Genomic DNA, 23156 nt, shown 5'->3' with positions numbered 1-23156 from the left:
AATCCACTGTACTACTTTTCCAAGAGGATGCTACGCGAATGTGATGCGAATTCGCGCCGCCAGATCACGAAAAGTGTTAAAATTGCACCAGCAATCAGCGGCAATGCGCCAGCAAGCCAACACAAACTGGCCATCGCAAAGTAGACTGCCCTGAGACCCCTATTAAAGCTCTGCGCCGCGGTGATATTGATGGCAGCGGCCTTGTCAGCCATCGGGATGGCTTGTGGGTCTGTTACTTCATTGGGGACAGCAGCCATTAGGACCGAACAATAGCCGAATAGACGGTTGGACCACACGAACTTCAAGAAAGCATTGGTGAGAAAGAAAACAACGAGCAAGAGTTTGATTTCCCATACAATATCTGGCTGTTGGGTGAGCGTTATGTCCTTGGCGACCTCGCTGAGTGTATTGGCGTTGCCGATGAGGGCCAGCGTCGCACCGATCGCAATCATGCTGGTTGATGCAAAGAACGTCGTCGCTTGTCGCAGATTACCCATGGTTTGGGCGTCAAAAATACGCGGTTGCCGGGTGATCATCTCGCGCATCCACGCCCGGCGATAGTCTGCCATCACCTTTGACACGGACGGGTTTTTGACTGTGCTCCGCTCGATGCGCCAGCCGATCAACAACCAAAGCGCAAAAATCAGGCCGACGGCAGCCATATCCAGCGGTGAAAACAGAGCAATGCGTTCGGACCAGTTCATGTTACCGTTCTAGCTAGATGAGAAGATTGTTGCCAGCGCCCATAATTGGTAATATTAGTTTACCAAAGCTTCCATGTGGTGCCCGAGGAGAAGAGATATGGAAATGCCTGTCCCGAATGCCGGTGTGCTTGCAAAGAAAGCCCGCGTGGTCGCGCGCCTGCTGGAAGTTCTTCCGGCAGATGCCGTGATCCACGAAGAGCGCGAGACAAAAGCATATGAATGTGACGCGCTGACGGCATACAGGTGCCCGCCGATGGTGGCTGTGCTGCCGTCGTCTACCCAGGAGGTGTCGGATATCCTGCGCATTTGTCATCAGGAGATGGTGCCGGTCGTGCCGCGGGGGTCGGGTACATCGCTTGCGGGGGGCGCGTTGCCGACAGCCGATTGCGTCATTCTGGGCGTTGCCCGGATGGCGGACGTGATCGAGACTGACTACGACAACAGGCTCATCCGGGTACAGACGGGGCGTACCAATCTGAGTGTGACCGGTGCGGTAGAGGCCGACGGCTTTTTCTACGCCCCTGATCCGTCTTCGCAACTTGCCTGCGCTATCGCGGGCAACATCGCGATGAATTCGGGTGGCGCGCATTGCCTCAAATACGGTGTGACCACCAACAACTTGATGGGCGTCACCATGGTCATGATGGACGGAGAGGTTGTCGAGATCGGCGGCGGTCATCTGGACGCGGGTGGTCTGGATCTGCTGGGCCTGATCTGCGGGTCCGAGGGACAGCTGGGTGTTGTAACTGAGGCAACGTTGCGGATTTTGCCAAAGCCTGAGGGCGCGCGGCCTGTTCTGATCGGTTTTGATGACAACGAAGTCGCGGGGGAGTGTGTTTCTGATATCATCAAGGCGGGTGTTTTGCCGGTTGCGATCGAATTTATGGATCGGCCCTGCATTGAAGCGACCGAGGCTTTTGCAAAAGCCGGATACCCGATGTGCGAATCGCTGTTGATTGTCGAGGTTGAAGGATCGGATGCTGAAATCGACCATCAATTGGGCCTGATCATGGATATTGCCCGAAAGCATAATCCGGTCGAGCTTCGCGAAAGCAAATCAGCCGAGGAAAGTGCAAAAATCTGGTTGGGTCGCAAGTCTGCTTTCGGCGCGATGGGGCAAATCAATGATTATATGTGTCTGGACGGGACCATCCCTGTCAGCGCGCTTCCTATGGTTTTGCGCCGCATCGGTGAAATGTCAGAGGAATTCGGCCTGAAGGTTGGCAACGTTTTTCATGCGGGTGATGGCAACATGCATCCGCTCATTCTGTTTGATGCGAACAAACCCGGAGATTTGGAGCTGTGCGAGGAATTCGGCGCTGAAATCCTAAAACTCTGTGTAGAAGTTGGTGGCTGCCTGACCGGTGAGCACGGTGTCGGTATTGAAAAGCGCGATCTTATGCACGTGCAATACGGCACCGCAGATCTTGAGGCGCAGATGGCGGTCAAGGACGTGTTTGATCCAGGCTGGCTGTTGAACCCCGCCAAAGTTTTCCCGCTGGACGCATCCGATAGTCGCCGAGAGCTTGCGATCGCCGCAGAATAAGTCAAACCCGCGCATCCACCCGGAGTGGATCGACAAAAGGCCCGTTGAGATGACGATCAGCACCGAAAAAGAACTGTCCGACTTCGTTGCAACCGCTTCAGGCCCGCTTTGCGTGCGCGGCGGCAATACCAGAGGAATGGTGCAGGATGGCACGCCTTTGTCGGTGGCAAAACTGTCGGGGATCACGCTTTACGAACCCGGTGCGCTGACAATGGTCGCGCAGGCAGGCACGCCAGTCGCCACTGTTCAAAAAGCTTTGGCGAAGGAGAACCAGCGGCTTGCATTTGAGCCGATGGATTACCGCGGTCTGATCGGCAGCAAAGGAACGCCGACAATTGGCGGTGTCTTTGCAACCAACACAAGCGGTCCCCGCCGCATATCTGTGGGGGCCGCGCGGGACTTCCTTTTGGGGGTCCGCTTTGTCGATGGTCAGGGTGCCATCGTCAAGAATGGCGGGCGCGTTATGAAGAATGTGACAGGCTACGATCTGGTCAAGCTGATGGCAGGGTCATACGGTACGTTGGGCGTCCTGAGCGAAGTATCGTTCAAAGTGTTGCCCCGCCCGGAGACACAGGCAAGTCTGGTGCTGCACGGCCTGACGGACACTGATGCAGTTGCCGCGATGAGCCGCGCGATGGGTAGCCCGTTCGAGGTCAGCGGCGCGGCACACAATCCGAAGTCCGAGCAAAGCGTGCTGCGCGTCGAAGGTTTTGAAGACAGTGTCTCTTACCGGATCGAACAGCTTAAATCGCTCTTGAAGAACAATGCCCCAGAGATGTCTGTGCTCGACAGCAAGGCTTCGGCGGCTTTTTGGGATACGCAGCGGGACGTCAGCGCGTTTCACGGGGTTGATGGCGATATCTGGCGCGTATCGTGCAAGCCGTCGGACGCACCGGCGTTGGCCGCAGCAGCAGGTGGCGCGGCGCATCTCTTAGATTGGGCCGGAGGTTTGATTTGGCTTCGGATGCCCGAAGGATGTGACCTACGCGGTAGATTGGGCGCATTTGATGGCCATGCCACGCTGATCAAAGCCTCTCGCTCCACCAAGGAGCGGTTGGGCATGTTCCACACAGAAAGCAAAGGTGTGGCCAAGCTCACAGCCGGTTTGCGAGCAAGGTTCGATCCGCGCGGGGTCTTCAATCCGGGACTGATGGATGCCGCCGCATGATTTTGGTCCTGCTGTTTGTTGTCTTTTTTGTCGGTGGGCCACTTATTTTCCGGACACTTACGCGCTCAAGACCCGCCGTCTTGCAGCAACGTAAGCTTGCTATCATCACCGCGGTTCTGGCTGTATCGGGATTGGCGCTTCGCTATGGGTTTGCCGAGTATTGGGGGCGTAGCGTTTTGCTGACTGTCCTTAGTATCGCGTTGATATGGTTCGCCTGGATCGGTGTGCTTGCCTACGGAGCGCAGGCTTTGCGGCTGGCCGACAGCCGCCATCAGATGCGCCGCTGGACTGGCGTCATCGGTGCCGCCGGCACGACGATGCCGTGGTTCGGACTTGCCTCGGCCAACATGGTTCAGGGCTGACCGTCATTTACTCAATCTAGTTTCGCGGAGTTCTCATGCAGACAACATTCACAGAAAAGCAGATGGCCGATCCCGCGATTAAGCGCAGCAACGAGATTCTGCGGTCGTGCGTCCATTGCGGTTTCTGCACTGCAACCTGTCCTACCTATCAGGTTCTCGGAGACGAGCTGGATAGTCCAAGAGGGCGCATCTATCTGATCAAGGACATGCTGGAAAACGAACGCGTGCCGGATGAAAAGACGGTCAAACATATCGACCGTTGCCTATCTTGTTTGGCCTGCATGACAACTTGTCCTTCAGGCGTGCATTACATGCATCTTGTTGATCATGCGCGGGAATATATCGATCAGAAGTATAAGCGCCCCGTAACGGACCGGCTGCTGCGTTGGATTCTGGCGCGTATTCTGCCGTACCCGATGCGGTTCCGCGTGGCGCTGCTGGGTGCCAAAATCGGGCGGCCGTTTGCACGTTTGATGCCGGATGCGCGACTGCGTGCAATGCTGGAAATGGCTCCGAAGGCGATCCCTCCGGTTAGCCGGAATGACGATCCGCAAAGCTTCGCGCCGGAAGGCCCAAGGCGCAAACGCGTCGCCTTGATGACCGGTTGTGCGCAAAAGGCACTGAACACGGACATCAATGATGCGACGATCCGGTTGCTTAGGCGGATGGGCTGTGAGGTTGTGGTAGCAGAGGGTGCGGGATGCTGTGGCGCCTTGACCCATCACATGGGTAAGACAAGCGAAAGCCATGCGACGGCGGCCAAAAACATCCGCGCGTGGTGTGATGAAATGGATGGCGACGGGCTTGATGCGATTGTTATCAATACTTCCGGTTGCGGCACTACGGTCAAGGATTACGGCCACATGTTCCGCAATGATCCATTGGCCGAAGATGCGGCGCGGGTATCCGCCATCGCCAAGGATGTCTCTGAAGTGTTGATCGAGCTGGGTAATGACACGCCAGACGAAGAAGCCGCCCGTCCGGCCAAAGACAAGATCGCAGGAATCGATCAACATCAACCCCGTGACACCCTGCCTGAAGGCATGGTTGTCGCCTATCACGCGGCCTGTTCGCTCCAGCATGGTCAACAGATCAAGACTTATCCGAAGGATCTATTGAAGAAGGCGGGCTTTACCGTGGTGGAGCCTGCAGACCCGCATCTTTGCTGTGGATCAGCGGGTACGTATAACCTGATGCAACCGGAGATTTCCGGACAGCTGAAGGAGCGAAAGGTCCGCACGCTGATGGCCAAGAACCCCGATGTTATCGCAGCGGGCAACATCGGGTGTATGATGCAGATCGGATCAGCAGCGACAGTGCCGATCGTGCACACGGTCGAGCTGTTGGATTGGGCAAGTGGGGGGCCCAAGCCACCCGCACTGAGCGGCGGATCGGCGCCTTTAGACCAAATTCCTAGGCTGCGTTAACCAGTCTGCCCTAATTTTGCCGCAAGTTCTGGATATCCGCTAGGTCTGATTAAAGCGGGGACATTCTGTGCGGGCTTGGGCGGCTTTTACATTTGTTGCGATGGCTATCGCATCTGCCGGGTTTGCACAGGATGCAGGCCTGAAACGCTTGGATACGGGCGTTGATGCCCGCGCGTGGGAAGCAGTTGGGCGATTGGATATCGGCGGCACGGGCTTTTGTACCGGTGCCTTGATCGCGCCACGTTTGGTGCTGACTGCTGCGCATTGTTTATATGATCGGGAGACCAAGCAGCGTATCGATCACGGCGAGGTGCAGTTTCTGGCGGGTTGGCGTAACGGTCGTGCTGGCGCTTATCGCGACATACGTCGCGCAGTGGTACACCCCGAATTTGTCTATGACGGCGATGTATCCTCTGATCGGGTGCGCAACGATCTGGCACTGCTTGAGCTGCAACGCCCGATCCGCAACACGACGATCAAACCGTTCAATACCTCTTCGCGCCCCCGACCGGGAGATTCAGTTGGTGTTGTAAGCTATGCCAAGGATCGCTCTGAATCGCCCGCGCTTCAGGAAGTCTGCAAGGTGCTCGCACAACAAGAGGGCGTTCTGGTCACTTCCTGTTCTGTCGATTTTGGTTCTAGCGGTGCGCCCATCTTCAGCTTTCAGGAAGGTGAGCCCCAGATCGTTTCAGTCGTTTCTGCCAAGGCCGAGGTCGATGGACAGCGTGTTTCACTTGGCACGGCACTGGGTGCCACTTTGGCGGTACTGCAAGCTGAACTGGTCGCCGGAAAAGGCGTTTTTCAGGATGAGGGCCCGCGGCGTAAGCGGGTTTTGGTAGGGCAGACCAATAATCAAACAGGTGCGAAGTTTATAAAACCATGATGAAACTCGGAATGATCTGCGCCGTTTTGTGTGTGGCCTTTACGGCCCCTCTTGCCGCGCAATCAAGCAAGCTGCGCGCGCTGGATACCAAGAATGATGCATTAGCATGGGAAGCCGTCGGCCGGCTTGATATCGGTCCTTCCGGGTTCTGCACAGGCACGCTGATTGCACCCGATCTGGTTCTGACGGCAGCGCATTGTGTCTTTCACAAACCTTCTGGGGCAAAGGTGCTACCGAAGGAGTTGACCTTTCAAGCGGGGCTGACACATGGTCAGGCAGCTGCAAAACGCGGTGTGGCACAGATTGAAGCGCATACCGGCTATACGCCGGGGCAATCCCATAACCTGCAGAACGTTCGACACGATATCGCACTGGTGCGGTTGGCAAAGCCTATCCCGACGCATGAGTTGAGCCCGTTCGCTGTCTTCAATGGCGCGATGCCTCAGGGTGCGGTCAGCGTTGTTTCTTATGGCCGAGGCCGCTCGGACAAGTTGTCTCGCCAAAACCAGTGTCAGGTCCTCGGCATGCGCCAGCGGTTGATCGCACTGGATTGTGATGTCACCTTTGGGTCTAGCGGTGCGCCGGTGTTTACCCATTTGAACGGGCGGGGTCAGATCGCTTCTGTCATCTCCGGTGGTGGGACAATGGGCGGGCGCGAAATCGCCCTGGGGATGGCATTGCCGCCCCTGATTGCTGATCTAAAGCGCCAGATGTACGCAAACAAACCTAGGCCGAAAGCCACGGTTCGGCGATTGGGTGTGGGTGCAAACAAAGGGTCTTCGGGCGCAAAATTTGTGACAGCCAAAGGGTCTTGAAACTGTAAATCATCCTCCCCACATGAGCTGTACCGGAACGCCTATTGAGGGTTTCGGACTTTCAACAGGGCCTGTCCGATAACGGAAGGTCTGACACTCGATCGCTCAAAAAATGAGGATGAACACATGCGTACTTTTGATTTTGCACCGCTTTACCGGTCCACCGTCGGGTTTGACCAGATTGCTAACATGATGGACCGTGTCCTGAGCAATGACGGCGCTGCCCCAAGCTATCCCCCTTACAACATCGAAAAGCTGAACGACGATGCTTACCGCATTTCAATTGCGGTTGCAGGGTTTTCGGATGCCGATCTGAATGTCGAAGTTCGTGACAAGGCGCTTATCGTTTCGGCCCGCAAAGCGGACGAGGATGAGGCCAAGACCTATCTGCATCGTGGCATTGCGACCCGCGCGTTTGAGCGCCGTTTCCAGCTGGCAGATCACGTCTCCGTCACGGGCGCTGCCCATGCCGATGGCATGCTGCACATCGAGCTGGAGCGTCAGGTGCCCGAAGCGCTGAAGCCTCGCCAGATCCAGATTTCGTCTGATGTGGCTGCGATCAGCAAAGACGTCGTTGACGCGAAATCCGTCAATTGAGGCCACCCCTGGCTTCTTGATGGACTGATGGTCTGACCCTCATCCCCCGAGACAGACCTCGGAAAGCCCGGTGCACTGCGCCGGGCTTTTTCTTTGGGGCGAAAGAGCAATCAGATCCTCCCGTCGTTAAGCCGCCCACGCGAACATCTGGCGTGAGATAGCTAGGTTCGCCTTTCCGCCTGGCGAAGCTCATTTCGCTTCGGTGGTGGTGCCTTGGGCCGCAAGTGATGCCCATCGTAATCCGGCTGCGAAGCGGCGAAAATTGACTTGATGCAGTACATCGGGTGTTATGGTCGTACTGAATTCATCAGTTTTTTGAAGACATAGATTTTGAATGTGTGGTTGTTCGCCACCCCCCTGCCACCAGCTGCTGCAATATTCTCTGCACATCGCGCTGGTTTTCCCGGGGATTTGTAAGGAGAAAATTCAGCATGTCAGGCTTGCCAAAGATTCATCAGATCAGAGTTGCCGAAGCGGCTATCGACGAGCTTACCGCGAAAGAGGAAGTCTTACGCAAAGAGTTCATGGAAGACGGGTTGGACAAAGAAGAAAAAGAGCGTCTGGATAGCATTAAAACGAACATTAATATGCTGAAAGCTAAGGTCACTAAACTGCGCAAAGAGTTAGAAAGGAACAAGGCGCGCTGGGAAAATAAGGCCAAACAGTGGGCCCAGTATAAGGTCCGGGCGGGCAAGTTGTTGGATTCCGAACATCCCGGGGCGGAAAAGGCGGTGCGGCTTGAAGTGGACATTGCCGAAGCAGAGGCCATGGAGCATTGGGCCGACGCTACGATGTTATTAGCGACTGCCGAAAAGGAGACCGCCGCAGATTGGAAGCACTATGAACTGCACTTTCCACCTTCCCAGATTTACGGGCCCTTGGCAGGGGATTTCAACAAGCGGCGCAATGCGGCAGACGCAGCTGAAAACCTGACGGACGCGCAGGCGCGTACTATTCTGCGCCTTGCAGAACGGGAATATGATGCCAAAAAGGCGGCAGAAGCGTTTGATTATGTGAAGGCCTATGACCTGATCGCAGCCATCACCGAAGAGCTTCGGGTGGTGGAAACGGAGCTTGGCATGGCCCCTGCGGCGAACCTTTCGGGCCGCAACTGGTTTCAAAGTAATCAAGCAAAATACCCCAATTCGAAAAAGATCGGCGATCTGGAAGGCAGCTTTAAGACGGATGTCACCGCGTTCAAGAAAGCGCTGGAGGATGCGGGCGTAAAGGTCAAGATCGGTTCGACCTTGCGGGATACGAAGCGAGCAGCGCTTATGCATTACGCGTGGACTGTGGGATATAAGGAAATAAAGCCATCAGATGTACCGACCATTTCAGGTGTGGACATCAATTACGATCACGGTGCGGATGAATTGTCGGTTGGAAAAGCGCTTGAAATGGTGAGGTGTTTTAACATTGTTCACCGGCCCAGCCTGAAGTCGAACCACACGCGCGGCACGGCGATAGACTGGACACTGAGCTGGTCCGGTGATCTGACGATCAAGAACAAGGCGGGGGAGGATGTTGAGATTACCTCGTCCCCCAAAAGCGGCCAGAACACTGATTTGCACACAGTGGGGGATGGCTACGGTGTGAAGAAGCTGAAGAAAGACCCGCCGCACTGGTCCCACGATGGAAATTGACAGGGTGCCGCACGGTGGATGCTCCGTGCGGCTATGCCGTTATTGTGCCGAAAGGCTTTGGGCCAGTCGCATCAGTTGGATCGCCTCTGCCCGGTAGCCGAAAGGATCGTCGCCTTTGGTTTTATCGGCCAGCTCGATGGCATCCGCAAAAGACCAGTCACCAAGATATGTGCCGTCGCGCAGCAGTTGGCCAAAACCCGCGATGGCAGTGGCAAAGCTGGCATTGCCCGAAATGTCAGCGCTGATCGGGGTTTCGATGAGGGTGCTCGTGTTGGCACCAGGTGCTTTGTAGCGCAGGCGGAGGAAGGCCAGTTCATCGCTGTCGCCGGTGGTTTGTGCGGTGGCATAGCGCAGATCATCGTTCAGGATGGCGGGGGAGCCCGAAGGCGTGATCTCGTAAATCGCCGTGACTTGATGGCCCGCGCCGATGTCGCCTGCATCCACCTTGTCGTTGTTGAAGTCTTCCCGCTTTAGCGTGCGTGTCTCATACCCGATCAGGCGGTATTCGGCGACAGTAGCAGGGTTGAACTCGACCTGTATTTTTACATCGTCAGCGATCGGGAAAAGTGCGCCGGAAAGCTGGTCCACCAGCACCTTCTGCGCCTCGGATAGGGTGTCGATATAGGCGGCCTGTCCGTTCCCGTTCTGGGCCAGTGCCTGCATTGTAGCGTCATCCAGATTGCCACGGCCAAAGCCCAGAACACTCAGATATGTGCCTGACGCGCGTTTGTCGGCGATGTAGTCCTTGAGGGCGTCAGGATCATGCAGACCAACGTTGAAATCACCATCTGTCGCAAGGATCACGCGGCTTACATCGCCATCCTGTGCCATCCCGGCGGCCGTGGCATAGGCCTGTTGCAGGCCCGCTTGACCGGCGGTTGATCCCCCTGCGCTGAGGTTCTCCAGTGCGTTCAGGATCGTGGTGCGTTCAGAGGCGGGTGTTGGGTCAAGGACCTGCCCGGCGCTGCCCGCATACGTCACGATGGCAACCTGATCTTCGGGACGCAGCTGGCCCAGCATCAGCCTGAACGATTTTTTCAGCAGTGGCAGCTTGTTCGCATCCTGCATGGAACCTGACGTGTCGATCAGGAAGACAAGGTTTAGTGGCGGCCGCTCGGTCACCTCTGCGCCTTGAATGCCGATCTCAAGCAATTGTGTGCCGCTGTTCCAGGGTGTCTGGCTTAGCGTCACAGTCGGAGCAAAGGCGGCTTCTTCACTGGGGGCGGCATAGTCATAAGAGAAATAGTTGATCATCTCTTCGACCCGCACGGCATCCTTGTCGGGCATTTGACCTTTCAGCAGGCTGTTGCGCACGATGGCGTAAGAGGCGGTATCGATATCAATCGAAAAAGTCGAAACAGGCGATTGCGTCGCAGTCACGACAGGGTTCGCATCGGCATTCGCGAAACTCTCGGTCGTGTTTTGCGGCATGATCACCGGTGCGTCGACCATCATTGTGGGGCTCGACGGCGCGGCCATCCGGATGTTCGATTTCGCAGCGGACTGGGCGATGCCTTGCCCCGCCATATCTTGCGCAGCCATTTCCATCTCGACCATCGGCGCTGACAGTTCAGCAATAGCTGGCTCATCCGCTTCAGTCTCGCGCATTTGGGTGGTGGCGGGTGCTTCCTGAACGGCGGGTGGAATGAACGGTGCATCAGAACTTTGCGGGATCAGGTGCGTGCCTAACGGAGTCAGTGCAATGATACCAACGGCGACCAAGGCAGTGGAGGCGGTCAGTGCGCCGCGTGATGTGAGAATGTTCAGCATGTGTCTTACTCCTGTGATAAAGCCCGGTTTCGGGCGATCAGAAGTAGGACGCAGCTCCCCCCGCGATCCTTGGAGGTTGGCGAAATTTTTCTGCGCCAAAGCGATATTTTCTGCCTTGCGCGCGGCATCGGGCTGCGGCGTTGCCGCGTTCATCAAGGATTTCAGATCATCGAGGTCGTCGGTCATGCCGTGTCCTCCTGCCGCAGGGTTGCGAGGTGTTTTTTGGCTTGGCTGATGCGCCAGCTGACGGTTCCTTCGGATATCCCGAGGATATCGCCCGCCTGTGCATGTGTCACATCGTCAAGAACAAGCGCCAGCGTGTCGCGCAGGTCTTCAGATAGGGTGGCCATGGCCTGTGTCAGCCAGTCCAGTGCTTCTTCGGCTTGCGCATCTGCAGCACGGCGGTTGATCTCCCAATCGCCCCATCCGCTTGCTGCGCGTGCGTGGGTGGCAGCACGGCGGCGGCGGTCGTGGGCTGCGTTCACGCAAATCCTGTAAGCCCAAGTCGTGAAACTGGCGTCGCCGTTGAAGCTGCGCAACTTGGCGGGCAAGGCAGCACAGATATCCTGCGTCAGGTCTTCAGCCTCGGTACGGCTGCCGGTCAGCCGAAAGCACAGCCTGAAGAACCGGTCATATTGCCGCTCCATCAGCCGTGCAAAGGCACCGGCATCGCCGCCCGCAGCCGCAAGGGCCAGTGTGGTGTCGTCGCTTTTCATCAGCATCACAAGAGTATGACGCGCGGGGTTGGTCAATCCTTGGCCGTCTTCCAAATTTTTTCGATCTGAACGCCTTCGCAACTTTTTTGCGTCAAAATCGCTGCAAATCCATTTTGTAGGAGTGCTTATGAAGCTGCTTTTCCACGTGTTGGTTTATTGCGTACTGGTTGCCGGGGCCGTTCGGGGCCAGGCGGTGTCCCTTTTTAATGACGGTGTTGTTTTTGTTTCTGCACGGAGTTCCTCGGACCCGGGCTCTCCTGCTTTGTTTATGGGCCGCGCCGAGGGCGGTATGTTCTCAGAGCGTGTGCGGGCAGAACCGGCTGTTTTGGGCCGAATGCCATCAGTGCGGCAGGGAACAGATGTAATGGCCATTCGTGCCATCATCGAAGAAGCGGAGTCGCGGCGGGACGGATATAATGCGGTTCAATTCGGTGCGCGGATCAAACCGCCCAAGCGGCCAACGGAAATGACATTGGAAGAAATCTACCAATGGATCGCGGATACCCCCGGGCAGCCGCACGCCATCGGGCGCTATCAGTTCATTCCCTCGACCCTAAAACGGGTGGTGCGCAAAGTTGGTATCAGTCTCAAGGAACAGTTTGACGCGGATGTGCAGGACCAGCTTGCTGATGTCTTACTGGCAGAAGCGGGATTAAAACGCTTTCGCAAAGGGGAGCTGGGCCGCAAAGCGTTTATGAACAATCTGGCAAAAATCTGGGCAGGGTTACCAAATTCGTCAGGCAAGTCGCATTATCATGGCGTTGCAGGGAATAAGGCTTCAGTTACTTGGGCGCGGTTCGATGCCGTCATCGCACAGATTGAACCGAAAGAAGGGTAAGGCGGGGCAGTAGTCCCCGCCTTCCTTTGGTTTAGACGCTCATGCAGATGTATTTCATCTCAAGATAGTCTTCGATCCCGTGGTGCGAGCCTTCGCGCCCAAGGCCCGACTGTTTGACCCCACCGAATGGCGCCACTTCGGTCGAGATGATGCCGGTGTTCACGCCGACGATGCCGTATTCCAGCGCCTCGGCTACTTTGTAAACGCGGCTAAGGTCTTTGGCATAGAAGTAGGACGCCAGGCCGAAGATGGTGTCATTTGCCATCTCGATGACATCGTCTTCATTGTCGAACTTGAACAAAGGGGCGAGCGGGCCAAAGGTCTCTTCTTTTGATACGGCCATGTCTTGCGTCACACCGGTAAGGATTGTCGGAGCCAGGAAGTTGCCTTCCATTTTCTCTTCCTTGGAACCCAGAAGGATGGTCGCACCTTTAGACAGGGCGTCTTCCACGTGTTCTTTGACCTTCTCGGAGGCATCGTTGTTGATCAGTGGGCCAAGCTCCACACCGTCTTCGAAGCCGTCACCGACTTTCATCTTTTCAACGCGCGCTTTCAACTTTTCGGCGAAGGCATCATAGACACCTGCCTGCACGTAGATGCGGTTGGCGCATACACAGGTTTGGCCGTTGTTACGGAATTTACACAGGATCGCGCCTTCGACAGCTGCGTCCAGGTCCGCGTCGTCAAACACGATAAACGGCGCATTGCCACCCAGCTCCATGGAGCACTTCATCACCTGATCTGCAGCCTGCTTTAGCAGGATGCGACCCACCTCGGTGGAGCCGGTAAAGGTGATTTTGCGTACCGCGGGGTTTTCGCAGAATTCCTTGCCTACGGCTGATGATGATGATGACGGCACGACATTGAAGACGCCGGCGGGGATGCCCGCACGCTCGGCCAGCACACCCATAACGATAGCAGACAAAGGTGTCTCGGCGGCAGGGCGCGCAACGAAAGCACACCCGGCAGCCAATGCTGGCGCTGCTTTGCGGGTAATCATCGCATTGGGGAAGTTCCAAGGCGTGATTGATGCGGCAACGCCGATGGGTTGCTTGATTACTGTAATCCGCTTGTCACGCTGGTGGCCCGGGATTGTTTCGCCATAGATGCGCTTGGCTTCTTCGCCGAAGAATTCGATGAAGGACGCGCCATAACCGATTTCGCCCTTGGCTTCAGCCCATGGTTTGCCCTGCTCTGCAGTCAGTATTGCGCCAAGATCGTCCTGGTTCTCCATCATCAGGTCGAACCATTTACGCATGACGGCGGCACGTTCCTTACCGGTCCACTTGGCCCATTCTTTCTGAGCGGCTTCTGCCTGCGCGATGGCACCAGCGACCTGCGCGCGGCTCAGGTTGGCAACCTTTGCCACGACATCGCCGCGTGCAGGGTTTGTGACGTCAAATGTTCCGTCGTCGCCATCAACCCATTTGCCACCGATATAGGCACGTGTTTCAAGAAGGCTTGGATCTTTGAGAATAGATTTCAGATTGGTTGCGTCGGTCATATCAGTCTCTCCGCTATGATTTGCCGCAGCCATTGCAATATTAGGCGTGATTGTCCAGCCTGACTGGGATTTGCAGCACTTGAAGACGGGCCTACCTAAGGCAAAAGACTGGACGACCGAGGTTCGCGCGGCAATGGTGGCAACCATGAATGGCGCATTATCTTCTTTCTCGGCCGGACCGGTAGTCAACACATGACGCGCCATGCTGGCATGGCGCGGAACGTGCGGCTTTATCCATGGTTCAAGTTCGTACAAAACCTGATCTTTTGGCAGTCAATCTGGTTTTTGTTTTTCCAAACAGAGCTTTCGGCGGCAGAAGCAATTGTCCTTTACGCCGTTTATGATGTTGCCACGACCGCACTGGAGGTGCCGTCAGGCTATATGTCGGACCGCCTCGGGCGTAGGTACACCTTGATTGGTGCAACCGTTGCGGGGGCGCTGGGTGCGGGATTGATTGCGTTTGGTACTGATTTTTACATCTTTGCGCTGGGTCAGGTCTGTCTTGGTGCGGCTGCCGCCCTTGCCTCCGGTACGGATCACGCATTGCTTTACGAATCTCTTGAGGCGGACGGGCGCGGGGAAGCGGTTGAACATCACGAGACCTTGAGCTGGCGTGCGACGTTAACAGGGCTGGCATTGTCGGCCGTTACTGGCGGGCTGATGGCAAGCTATTCGTTTGAAGCGGCATTCATGGCCGGTGCCATAGCATTCCTGGTCTGCCTGTTCATCGCCCTGCGCTTTACCGAACCGCCGCATGCCATGTGTGACCCTACAACCATCGGGTTGGCGGCCCAGTGGCGGTTCTTTAGGCAATCCATGCGGCAACCTGTTCTGGTCTGGCTCTTTATGCTGGCGGTGGTGATGTACGGTTTCAGTCATGTTCCATTTGTCTTTGGCCAACCATTTATTGCGCAAGCCATGGATCGCCTGATCTGGCCCTTGGACGCATCTATTGTAAGCGGGTCTGTGTCAGCGGTGATGATGTTGGTGTCCGTAGCGGCGTCGCTGGTCGCAGTCTGGCTGAGGGCGCGCATCGGGCTGGCCGCTATTTTGCTGTTGGCTTTGTTTATTCAGATTGCCTTGATCGGTGTTATGGCCGCAACCAGCTCGGCCTTTGCCATCATCATGCTGTTTTTCCGGATGGTACCGGATTCTTTTTCGAAACCGTTTATGATGGCACGAATACAGCCCTTGCTTGGGGATCAGGGTCGTGCCACCTACCTGTCGCTTCAAAGTTTCGGCGGTCGTTTGCTTCTCGCAGGATCCCTCCTTGTGGCATCGGCGAATGTACAGGAAGGGGCGGTCATGGCCTATTCTGATATTCAGATGACGCTGGCTGGATATACTCTTGCTGGTATGGCGGCCTTTGCTTTGCTGCTTGTATCCGTGCGTTGGTCGCGGATCGGGAGCAGCGCGGCCGAGTAGGTAAGGTCTTTTCAATACAGATGGGTTTTGCGAAGGTAGTGGAAAACGGGTGATGTAAAATGGATTTACATTGCCTATATGAGAATTAACGAATTAGGAAATAGGGAGTTTGGCATGTCAAATCTGGATGCTCAGGTCAGAAAATCGCAAGCGCAGGTTTCTGAAGCGCAGAGCAAGATTGCCGAGCTGACAAGCCGGATTGAAACGGCACGCGCCAAGCTTAAGGCTGGCGATGATATCGAGATCGATATCGAGAATGCTACGCTCGAAGATGTGCACGCGCACACCGAGGTTATGAACGCAAATATTGCTGAGCTCATCATGGGTTTGGACGACGTGACCGCCGGATTTAGCCGTGACTTTGACGAAATGCGGAACAAGACCGGCTGGGAGAGCTTTGTCGGAATTTTTGCAAGCGCCAAGTCTGACGCGATGCGGCAAGAGCGCGTGCGCTCTGCTTCTATCGACGACAAACTACAGGACCTGATTTCTAAGTCGGACACTATTGTCGGACTGCTGGTGGGCCAGCTTGAGATGCTGGAAGAACAAAAGGTCAAGGTTGAGGAAAACCTGACAGGCACGCTGGATGAACGTGAGTTTACAGTGGGTGAGTTGGAATCCGTTCGTACTGAATTGCAGGCGATGGACCCCGCTATCATTAAACTGGAAAATGCCATCGCATCTGAGACGGACGCCGCCAAGCGAACGAAGCTGGAAACCGAGCTGGCCGAGGCGAACACAAAGTACAATGCGCTTGTTCAGGACGAACAGGTCAAGCTCGCCAAGAGCCAGACGCTGGAGCGTTATATCGAGAAAGGCAAAACTTGGATCGATAGTTTGCAGAACCAGGCTGCTACGCAGATGGTTCTGATCAACAAGCTGCAGACTGACACCAAGCAACGGGTCGTTCTGTACGATGCTTTGACTAAATCGCTGAAGACTGCACAGCAGCAGGACGTCGCGCACCGTATCAACGAGATCGGCGTAAAGACGGACCAGGAGGCGCAATCCGCCATGGCGGGTATCGGTGCCGCCACCAACGCGCGCATGGCCGAGATGATGGAAAAGCACGAAGATCACATGGTCTTTGCGCGCGAGGTGCTTGAGGCGAAAGCCAAGGCGGACGAGCGGTTTGCACGCAGGTTCCAAGCGATTGTCGACAAGCACGACAGCAACCAATACGGGGCCTGAATGCGACCGGATAAAACGCATCGCGTGCCATTCCTGACGGGTCTCTGGATGATCGCCATCCCGCTAGTCCTAGCGTTTCTTGCTGGAGCTGGGGCTGGCACAGTCTTTGATCCACTTGCGAGCTTTTTGGGAACATTATGGTCAATTTTTGGTGGCGCGAGCCTGATTCTGGGTGCTTTGCTTATGCTTTGGGTGCTCTGGTCTGCATGGCGCGGCAGTAAGCTACATGGCTAAGTGCGCATTGTTCCTTTGCCGACAGCTATTCTTTTCTGTGACGGTGATGCATGAGTAATCTGACACGTGATCATGTCGGGCTATCTGATACCTTCGCCTCCCGCCGGTACTTCAAAAAGTTTGAAGGGATCATGCAGCATATGTTGCATGTGGCAGGGGTGCAGCGGGCCGAGGGTGCGCTTGATGATGCGGAAACGGAAATCCTCACGCGGTATGCAGCCAAGCTGACCCACACGTTCAAGGCGCTGGGGATGAAGTATCTTCTTGCCGGTCGGGAGACGGGGCGGTTTTTCGGGTCGCTAACCATGGATGCGCGTGACAGCGGGTTCCCGGTCGCCGAAGAGATCATGACCATGGCGAACGATGCGCAGCAAGCGCGTGGGCATCTGGATGCGATGGCCTCGGTCGACACGCTGAAAGACCAGATGGTGCAAACCATGTTGGGCGAGCGTCGCGTGCCAACGAAGCTGCAATTCGCCCTGTCGCAGCGGCTATACTATGAAGAGTTGGCGAAGGGTGATCTGTTCTGGGTGCAAAATGATGTGCAGTCGCAATGGATGGGTAATTTGGATGTCGGGCGCCGCCAGTTCCGTTTGCATTGGGCGACTTACGACAGTCAGGTAAATCTACCCGTCATCTACATGATGGAGCTTGAGGACAGCGGAGATGTTGGATTGCCCAAAGATCAACGGCGCTGGCCGGAGGTGCAAGCCCACCTGAGCGCACAGGCGCTGGGCGGGCTGAAGCTGTTGACCATCGCCAAGGGCTTTGATGAAGATTTTGACGATCTGCACCCCAAACGCCTGCGGCGGTTTCACCTGGGACCAATGTATTCCAACGCCTACACACGTCAGGCGGGTCCCTTGCGCGAGGTGCTGGCCGAGGCGCGGGCACCGGATGGACAGGACTGGGCGCTGGTCTGGACCGAAGAGGAGCTGGTGAGCGACCGCGTGATCGAGCAGAAATCCGGCTGGTTCTCGACCGTGGAACGCGAGGTTTTCGCGCTTGACCCTTTTGCGGCGCAGGGGCCTGATCTGGGTGCCACGCGGCAGGAACGGTCGATTATTCTACCAACGTCAGTTTTCCAGGTGTTGGATGAAAAGCAGCCGGCGGGTTTCGGATCAGTCAGAAAATTTGTTGTGAGCAGCAGTGGGCGCGTGCTGCAGTACTAGCGGTGCGATGCTTCGATATGTTGCGATTGAGTTTATAGGCCAAGCGAAGAGGAGGGCCGCGCGATGACGCAGACGGCAGACGCAATGGAGTTGCGCGAGGAAGATATTGCCGGTCACGTTGCGGTGGCCCAATCGCTTTTGGAAGGGTTCGACCATGCGCCGCGCATTGGCACGGCGGCCGGGGCGGAACCGGTGGAACGCTCGTCAGGAATTGGAACAAGGCGCAGGTTTCGCAGCACGACACCGGGTCTGGTCACGCAGCGGCGGGTGGCATCGGGTGCGGTGTCATTGATTGCACGGGTTGAGGGCGCGGACGGTGATGATGCGCTGATGTCGCCGATGCAGGCGACGGTGCTGCACGCATTGCGCCGCGCTATCGCGATTGCGCTGGCGGTGGCAGAGAATGTGGCAGAGCATTCGGGCCTCGGTGATCTGAAGCGGGCAAACCTTGAGGGGTCCTTGCCTGCCGCCCGCAAGTCGGAGTTCACTGAGCTGTTGGCGGCGGAGGCCTTGGTCACGCTCTACGTTTTTGGCAACGCAACCGCTTATCTGCTGTCTTCGCACCTGCCAGAGGCGTCAGTTGAGGTGGGCGATGTAGAGGAAGTACTGACCGACAACGGCCAGACCGCGCTGCACGGAGTGCTGTGGGAGCTGGATCAGGACATCGCGGCGCATGGGACGGATGATGCCCGTCTGGTGGCGACGGTGTCAGCCTTTGCCGAAGTGTTGATGGAAAAGGTCGCGCTGCGGGCGCAATCGGCCCCGAGGCTGGAGACATTTTCATCGGCAAGCTGGCGGGTGGAGGCGGATGATTTCACCGTGTCCGGCTTTACGCCTGCGCATAAGGCGGCGTCGACCAAGCTGACCATGACGTTCAAGAAACCGAACGAGGTTGTGGGTAACCATATCGCCAAGTATCAGGCGATGAAACTTGCCAAGATGCTGATGGCCTATGACTTTGACCGGCGGCTGAACCCCTTTGCAGAATTGGGCGGGTTCATCTTTACCTTCATGGGCGACGGCGCGCCGGGGACGGGGAAAACCACGCTGATCCAGATGATGGCGGGGCTGATTTCGGAGTATTGTGCCAACGCGGATTATCCGTTCCGCTATCAGAACCTGAGCACGGATAATATCGACAGCTATCAGGGCAAATCGGGCCAGAACGCGAAGGCGTTTATCAATAACATTATTGATCCGAGCGTCATCGGCTTTGGCACCATCGACGATATTGACCAGCTGGCGGGCAAGCGCGGCGACCGGCAGTCTTCGGCGGGGCAGTTGGAGATTACCGCCGTGTTGATGGAGAGTTTCGCGGGGGCCAATACGGTTGTGCGCGGGAATTGTACCTTCGGGATGTTCTCGAATTACCCCGAGAACGTGGACGATGCTTTGCGGCAGCGGGCGGGGGCAAGGTTCCTTGTCGACGGGCCGCAGACCCGGGAGGATTACGTTGATATCCTCTATCTGCTGATGGGCAAGAACCACGATATTCCGCTGGGCGATCATCAGGTGTTTGAGGCGCAGGCGATCAAGAAGGCGGTGGCGGCTTCGTTCGAGGGGCATTCGAAACCGCATGAGGCGGGGTTGTTGAAGGTCTATGAGACGGTACGTTCCGAGATCGGGGAGTTGGATACGATCAACAAGCTGGGCACCTATTTGAAGGGGATTCAGGAGGCCGATCCGCGGTTCACGGGGCGGGCGATCAAGAACATCACGGACGCGGTCAAGGTCCGCGCGATGGACTTTGAACTGCCGGATGAATGGATGGAGCAGCCGGAGTTGTTCCTGTTCAAAGGGTACGACGAGAAGAAGGCGATGATTGAGGGGATGCGCCAGCCGATCACGGTGGAGATGGTGGTGCAGGAGATCAACCGCTACGCGGACAGCGAGTTCCGCTATGCGGATAAGTCGGATGAGGTGGCGATCGAGAATGCCGTGCGCGAGATGGGGCGGATGGAGGCTGCGAAGAAGCGGTATTTGTCGGGGGGTGAGCGTTGAATAAGAAAGGCTCCAGTGGAGCGTTTCCAACGCGAACGGGCGGAGCCCAGGGAGGGGTGATTAGCCCGGCTCCAAATCGACCGTGGCTTGTCGTACTCATCGCGCTTCTCGGTTTCGTCTTCGGAATGTTTATCATCCATGCTTTTCATATTCCTTACACAAGTGAAGAACTGGTGACAGGCACGTTCCTGCAAAAGTTGCTAGTTTCTCGACCAAACGAAATTGGCGATACTTTGGCTGGGATTTTTGGCACATTGGCTTTTCTTGCCGCAGCATTGGCCGTTGTTATGCAGTCGTTCGAGTTGCGTGCCCAACGACAGGTTTTAGAAGCGACTCAAGATGAATTAGCGCAGTCTCGCCTGGCTTATGAAAAGACGAACAGTCACCTAGAACAGCAGAGGTTTGAGAGTCTGTTCTTTGAACTTTTGAATACCCACAACTCTATCGTAAACTCGATTGACCTGAGAAATTCCGATACCGGTAATGTGGTCAGTAGTGGTCGAGATTGCTTCAAGTCATTCTCGAAGGATTTAGAAAAAACAACTGAAGAAAAGTTCTATACAGATACCCGTCTTGATAAGACTGATGAGCGATATCTCGATCTTTACGGAAAGCATCATTCGGATCTAGGTCACTATTTTCGCTTCATCTACAATGCTATGCGTGTAATTCTTGAGAATAAGTTCTCTGAACAATCCCACCGGCGCTTGTTTCGAGCATTGTTTTCTGATGATGAACTCCTTCTGATTTTCTATAATGCCAGATCGCCACATGGAAGAAAAATGATAGGGTTCATTGAGGTATTCGAGATATTTAACAATTTGCCAAAAGACCGTCTCATATATGAAGAACATCGCACTTTCTTCTCCGACAAGTGCTTTGGTGAGGCCACATGAACCGCCTCATCCAACACGGCCTCATGTTCGGCAACCTGTTCCACGTCGCCTCCCCCGCGCTCGTCGACCGCTACAACCGTGCGCTCAATCATCTTTCCGGCAAGACCACTAAACTCACCGATTTCCACATCGACATCTCCGGCTACTCCCCCGAGGTTGGGGACGAATTGAAAGACCACGAGTACCTCAACCACCAAGGCGTCAACCGGCAGTTTATTCTACTGAGCATGGAGCAGCGCACGGCACCTTTGCTCAACATGAAATTTTCGACCTCGCGGGGCATCCTCAAGGAGTTTATCCAGCAGAACGAGGCGCAGCTCTTTGCGCTGACCGCTCGTGATGCGGTGGCGGGTGAGTTGGTTAATTCTGTTTACGATGTGTCCACGCCCGCGCGGCTCTTTGACTACCGCCGCGTCGAAGTCGAGGCGGATACAACGAGCGGTGCGGTGAAAGATGCGCGGGAGTTGGGGCGACTGGTCGGGCGGTTCAAGAATGACAAGGACGGCTGGTACGACGATGTGCTGATCAGTGAGATGATCACACTGGCGGGCAAGACCGGTGATATCACGCGCAATCCGGTCAAGCTGAACGCGATGAGCTTTGACCAGCGCAACTTCTGGACGGCGCATTTCGGCGGGATGTACCTGTTTCAGGATGTAGAGCATCCGGCAGTGATCGCGCCCGGCGGTAAGGATCATCTGGGTGAATTGCCGCTCGAGTTTGTATTTGACGCCTCGGAGCCGAACCGGATTGCGCAGTTTCTGACGCTGAACGGATTGGCCGAGCCGATCTTTGAGGGGCGCAAGGACTGGGCGGCAGATGTGCTGCGGCAAAAGATGGATTTTGTGCTGATCGACGCGGTGACAAGTGCTGGCGGTGATCTGAGCGGGACAACACGGGCTGACATGCGCAGTCTTGCGCGGCGGTTCCACAGGGATTTATCGGAAGAGTTTCATGCGCTCAACGCGCTGGTGAACTGGATCGAGACGGGGAGCAAATGGCCGCTGATCACCAGCGACCATCCGGCGTATTTCTACACGTTGCGGGCTTCTGATACAAAGGACGCGGCGCTGGTGAATATGTTGCTGGCCGAACTTGCCCCCAAAGACGCGCGGCAAATGTTCATTTGCCACAAGGAATTATTCTACGATACTTATCGCGGCTGGTCTGAGGCCAAGAAGGCTTACGTTGTGGATTTCCTCGTGGCCGAGTATCAGGTGGATAAGGCGGGCGCGCGCGATACCTTGTTCGGTCACGATGCCCCGATGGAGGAGCCGGAGCGCGTGCCGGTGCCGGATATGATAGCAAAGGTCGGGCCATGGGGCGCGGTACGGAGGAGATAGATGTTTGGATTTATCCGCCTGTTCGGCATCCTGCTGATCGCGCTGACGGTCATTTACGTGTCGCTGTCGTTCTACAGCCGTGCTGTGCGCCGTTCGAAACTCAAGAAGAAGTGGCACGATGGCAAGCAGCTGGTGGATCGTGATACCTTTGTGCAACGGGGCCTTGAGCGCTATGACGGGTCGATCCGGCGCAAGCTGATACTGGGTGTGTATATAGTGCCTGTGGTGGTGATCGGGATCATCATCTATCTGACGAATTTTACCTGAGGAACGTGCAATGGTGACGATGATCAAATGGGTTTTCTGGAGCACGATCTGGCTGCTGGTGATTGCGGTGTTTCATTACACGCTGCCGCAAGTGGATATCGTGCGGGTGACGGACACCTATGAAAAACGGATCGATCCCGGTGAGAATGCACTGTTCTGGTCGCAGGCCGATGTGGGCTCGGACGGTACGATGGCGAACCGAGATGTGTTCTTTATCCAGACGCGGCGCGCCAAAGGTGATGTGATGGTCTACCGCAATGAGGATACCGGCTGGGGCTGGCCGCCGTATTTCAAATTCGACACATCGAATTTGCAGGCAGAGGCGGCAGATGCCAAATCAACGGCGGATGCTGCGCAGTACTATGCGATCAAGCATTACGGCTGGCGCAACGAGTTTTTCACGATCTTCCCGAACGCAATTTCGCTGCGCCCCGTTGACGGGCCTGATGCGTCCAAAGGCATTCCGTTCCTGAATATCTTTATCATTACGCTGTTTGCGGCGATTGTCTGGGCGATCTACGTGCGCTGGCGCAGGTTCCGCATGTCGCGCATTGATCCAACGCTAGAGGCCATTGAGGATGATATGGCCGAGCGCAGCGGCGCTGTGAAACGCTGGTTGGGGACGTGGAAAAAGAAAGCGTGATCCTGCCGCAA

General features: G+C 56.0%; 21 protein-coding genes. 17 read left to right on the top strand and 4 right to left on the bottom strand.

The features are described 5' to 3' along the window. Positions 1-11 precede the first annotated feature (11 nt). The gene (locus Z946_RS0106935; protein ID WP_025055000.1) at positions 12-704 is read right to left on the bottom strand and encodes a DUF599 domain-containing protein; all 693 of its coding nucleotides are present in this window, start codon (positions 702-704) and stop codon (positions 12-14) included. A gap of 97 nt (positions 705-801) precedes the next feature. Here Z946_RS0106935 and Z946_RS0106930 point away from each other — a divergent pair, with 97 nt between their 5' ends. The 8 genes from Z946_RS0106930 to Z946_RS21715 all read left to right on the top strand — a co-directional run bounded on the left by Z946_RS0106930 (position 802) and on the right by Z946_RS21715 (position 9145). After that, a complete protein-coding gene (locus Z946_RS0106930; RefSeq protein ID WP_025054999.1) occupies positions 802-2250 on the top strand; it encodes an FAD-linked oxidase C-terminal domain-containing protein in 1449 nt (482 codons plus the stop codon). A gap of 49 nt (positions 2251-2299) precedes the next feature. After that, positions 2300-3418, top strand: a complete 1119-nt coding sequence (locus Z946_RS0106925; RefSeq protein WP_025054998.1) for an FAD-binding protein — start codon at positions 2300-2302, stop codon at positions 3416-3418. Next, positions 3415-3780, top strand: coding sequence for a hypothetical protein (locus tag Z946_RS0106920; RefSeq protein WP_025054997.1), 366 nt, complete (start codon positions 3415-3417; stop codon positions 3778-3780). Before Z946_RS0106925 ends, Z946_RS0106920 begins: the two co-directional genes overlap by 4 nt. A gap of 35 nt (positions 3781-3815) precedes the next feature. Further along, positions 3816-5207: a glycolate oxidase subunit GlcF gene (gene glcF / locus Z946_RS0106915; RefSeq protein ID WP_025054996.1), complete on the top strand. Its 1392-nt coding sequence runs from the start codon at positions 3816-3818 to the stop codon at positions 5205-5207. A gap of 100 nt (positions 5208-5307) precedes the next feature. Next, complete coding sequence (locus Z946_RS0106910) at positions 5308-6090, top strand: trypsin-like serine peptidase (protein WP_037969472.1); 783 nt, start codon at positions 5308-5310, stop codon at positions 6088-6090. Continuing rightward, a complete protein-coding gene (locus Z946_RS0106905) occupies positions 6087-6905 on the top strand; it encodes a trypsin-like serine peptidase (RefSeq protein WP_052836081.1) in 819 nt (272 codons plus the stop codon). The genes Z946_RS0106910 and Z946_RS0106905 overlap by 4 nt, the downstream gene beginning before the upstream one ends. Before the next feature lie 126 nt (positions 6906-7031). Then, complete coding sequence (locus Z946_RS0106900; RefSeq protein ID WP_025054993.1) at positions 7032-7502, top strand: Hsp20 family protein; 471 nt, start codon at positions 7032-7034, stop codon at positions 7500-7502. 431 nt (positions 7503-7933) lie between these two features. Then, positions 7934-9145 (top strand): thioredoxin domain-containing protein, encoded by a 1212-nt coding sequence (locus tag Z946_RS21715; protein ID WP_025054992.1) that lies wholly within the window; start codon positions 7934-7936, stop codon positions 9143-9145. 39 nt (positions 9146-9184) lie between these two features. Here the strand turns inward: Z946_RS21715 and Z946_RS0106890 are convergent, their stop codons facing one another. Continuing rightward, entirely contained in the window at positions 9185-11101 is a 1917-nt protein-coding gene (locus Z946_RS0106890; protein ID WP_025054991.1) for a vWA domain-containing protein, read from the bottom strand. After that, on the bottom strand, positions 11098-11631 hold the full coding sequence (locus Z946_RS0106885) for an RNA polymerase sigma factor (RefSeq protein WP_025054990.1): 534 nt from the start codon (positions 11629-11631) through the stop codon (positions 11098-11100). The genes Z946_RS0106890 and Z946_RS0106885 overlap by 4 nt, the downstream gene beginning before the upstream one ends. Before the next feature lie 127 nt (positions 11632-11758). Here Z946_RS0106885 and Z946_RS0106880 point away from each other — a divergent pair, with 127 nt between their 5' ends. Next, positions 11759-12469, top strand: coding sequence for a lysozyme family protein (locus Z946_RS0106880; RefSeq protein ID WP_025054989.1), 711 nt, complete (start codon positions 11759-11761; stop codon positions 12467-12469). 31 nt (positions 12470-12500) lie between these two features. On the opposite strand, the gene Z946_RS0106875 is transcribed toward Z946_RS0106880, so the two are convergent. After that, entirely contained in the window at positions 12501-13973 is a 1473-nt protein-coding gene (locus tag Z946_RS0106875) for an NAD-dependent succinate-semialdehyde dehydrogenase (protein WP_025054988.1), read from the bottom strand. Positions 13974-14165: 192 nt separating this feature from the next. On the opposite strand from Z946_RS0106875, the gene Z946_RS0106870 reads away from it, so the two are divergent. From Z946_RS0106870 to Z946_RS0106830, 8 genes are all read left to right on the top strand, one after another. Then, positions 14166-15398 (top strand): MFS transporter, encoded by a 1233-nt coding sequence (locus tag Z946_RS0106870; RefSeq protein WP_025054987.1) that lies wholly within the window; start codon positions 14166-14168, stop codon positions 15396-15398. 114 nt (positions 15399-15512) lie between these two features. Continuing rightward, complete coding sequence (locus Z946_RS0106865) at positions 15513-16589, top strand: coiled-coil domain-containing protein (RefSeq protein WP_025054986.1); 1077 nt, start codon at positions 15513-15515, stop codon at positions 16587-16589. 284 nt (positions 16590-16873) lie between these two features. Next, positions 16874-17995, top strand: coding sequence for a hypothetical protein (locus tag Z946_RS0106855; protein WP_025054984.1), 1122 nt, complete (start codon positions 16874-16876; stop codon positions 17993-17995). A gap of 63 nt (positions 17996-18058) precedes the next feature. Next, complete coding sequence (locus Z946_RS0106850; protein ID WP_025054983.1) at positions 18059-19996, top strand: AAA family ATPase; 1938 nt, start codon at positions 18059-18061, stop codon at positions 19994-19996. Continuing rightward, positions 19993-20892 (top strand): putative phage abortive infection protein, encoded by a 900-nt coding sequence (locus Z946_RS0106845; RefSeq protein WP_152540561.1) that lies wholly within the window; start codon positions 19993-19995, stop codon positions 20890-20892. The genes Z946_RS0106850 and Z946_RS0106845 overlap by 4 nt, the downstream gene beginning before the upstream one ends. After that, positions 20889-22235: a DUF6638 family protein gene (locus tag Z946_RS0106840; RefSeq protein WP_025054981.1), complete on the top strand. Its 1347-nt coding sequence runs from the start codon at positions 20889-20891 to the stop codon at positions 22233-22235. Before Z946_RS0106845 ends, Z946_RS0106840 begins: the two co-directional genes overlap by 4 nt. Then, positions 22236-22502 carry a hypothetical protein gene (locus Z946_RS0106835; protein WP_025054980.1) on the top strand — a complete coding sequence of 89 codons (267 nt, stop codon included), beginning with the start codon at positions 22236-22238 and terminating at the stop codon, positions 22500-22502. Between the two features lie 13 nt (positions 22503-22515). Beyond that, positions 22516-23145: a DUF1523 family protein gene (locus tag Z946_RS0106830; RefSeq protein ID WP_025054979.1), complete on the top strand. Its 630-nt coding sequence runs from the start codon at positions 22516-22518 to the stop codon at positions 23143-23145. Positions 23146-23156 lie beyond the last annotated feature (11 nt).

The sequence above is a fragment of the Sulfitobacter noctilucicola genome (assembly GCF_000622385.1).
GTDB classification, from domain to species: Bacteria; Pseudomonadota; Alphaproteobacteria; order Rhodobacterales; family Rhodobacteraceae; genus Sulfitobacter; species Sulfitobacter noctilucicola.
This window is presented reverse-complemented; position numbering and strand designations above follow the sequence as displayed.

Bases quoted from the DNA above. Each gene is read 5' to 3' on its own strand.
- Z946_RS0106875 (WP_025054988.1), bottom strand. From the start codon at position 13,973: ATGACCGACGCAACCAATCTGAAATCTATTCTCAAAGATCCAAGCCTT.
- Z946_RS0106840 (WP_025054981.1), top strand. From the start codon at position 20,889: ATGAACCGCCTCATCCAACACGGCCTCATGTTCGGCAACCTGTTCCAC.
- Z946_RS0106835 (WP_025054980.1), top strand. From the start codon at position 22,236: ATGTTTGGATTTATCCGCCTGTTCGGCATCCTGCTGATCGCGCTGACG.
- Z946_RS0106855 (WP_025054984.1), top strand. From the start codon at position 16,874: ATGAGTAATCTGACACGTGATCATGTCGGGCTATCTGATACCTTCGCC.
- Z946_RS0106935 (WP_025055000.1), bottom strand. From the start codon at position 704: ATGAACTGGTCCGAACGCATTGCTCTGTTTTCACCGCTGGATATGGCT.
- Z946_RS0106865 (WP_025054986.1), top strand. From the start codon at position 15,513: ATGTCAAATCTGGATGCTCAGGTCAGAAAATCGCAAGCGCAGGTTTCT.
- Z946_RS0106920 (WP_025054997.1), top strand. From the start codon at position 3,415: ATGATTTTGGTCCTGCTGTTTGTTGTCTTTTTTGTCGGTGGGCCACTT.
- Z946_RS0106880 (WP_025054989.1), top strand. From the start codon at position 11,759: ATGAAGCTGCTTTTCCACGTGTTGGTTTATTGCGTACTGGTTGCCGGG.
- Z946_RS0106885 (WP_025054990.1), bottom strand. From the start codon at position 11,631: ATGAAAAGCGACGACACCACACTGGCCCTTGCGGCTGCGGGCGGCGAT.
- glcF (WP_025054996.1), top strand. From the start codon at position 3,816: ATGCAGACAACATTCACAGAAAAGCAGATGGCCGATCCCGCGATTAAG.
- Z946_RS0106870 (WP_025054987.1), top strand. From the start codon at position 14,166: ATGACGCGCCATGCTGGCATGGCGCGGAACGTGCGGCTTTATCCATGG.
- Z946_RS21715 (WP_025054992.1), top strand. From the start codon at position 7,934: ATGTCAGGCTTGCCAAAGATTCATCAGATCAGAGTTGCCGAAGCGGCT.
- Z946_RS0106930 (WP_025054999.1), top strand. From the start codon at position 802: ATGGAAATGCCTGTCCCGAATGCCGGTGTGCTTGCAAAGAAAGCCCGC.
- Z946_RS0106850 (WP_025054983.1), top strand. From the start codon at position 18,059: ATGACGCAGACGGCAGACGCAATGGAGTTGCGCGAGGAAGATATTGCC.
- Z946_RS0106925 (WP_025054998.1), top strand. From the start codon at position 2,300: ATGACGATCAGCACCGAAAAAGAACTGTCCGACTTCGTTGCAACCGCT.
- Z946_RS0106900 (WP_025054993.1), top strand. From the start codon at position 7,032: ATGCGTACTTTTGATTTTGCACCGCTTTACCGGTCCACCGTCGGGTTT.
- Z946_RS0106890 (WP_025054991.1), bottom strand. From the start codon at position 11,101: ATGACCGACGACCTCGATGATCTGAAATCCTTGATGAACGCGGCAACG.
- Z946_RS0106910 (WP_037969472.1), top strand. From the start codon at position 5,308: ATGGCTATCGCATCTGCCGGGTTTGCACAGGATGCAGGCCTGAAACGC.
- Z946_RS0106905 (WP_052836081.1), top strand. From the start codon at position 6,087: ATGATGAAACTCGGAATGATCTGCGCCGTTTTGTGTGTGGCCTTTACG.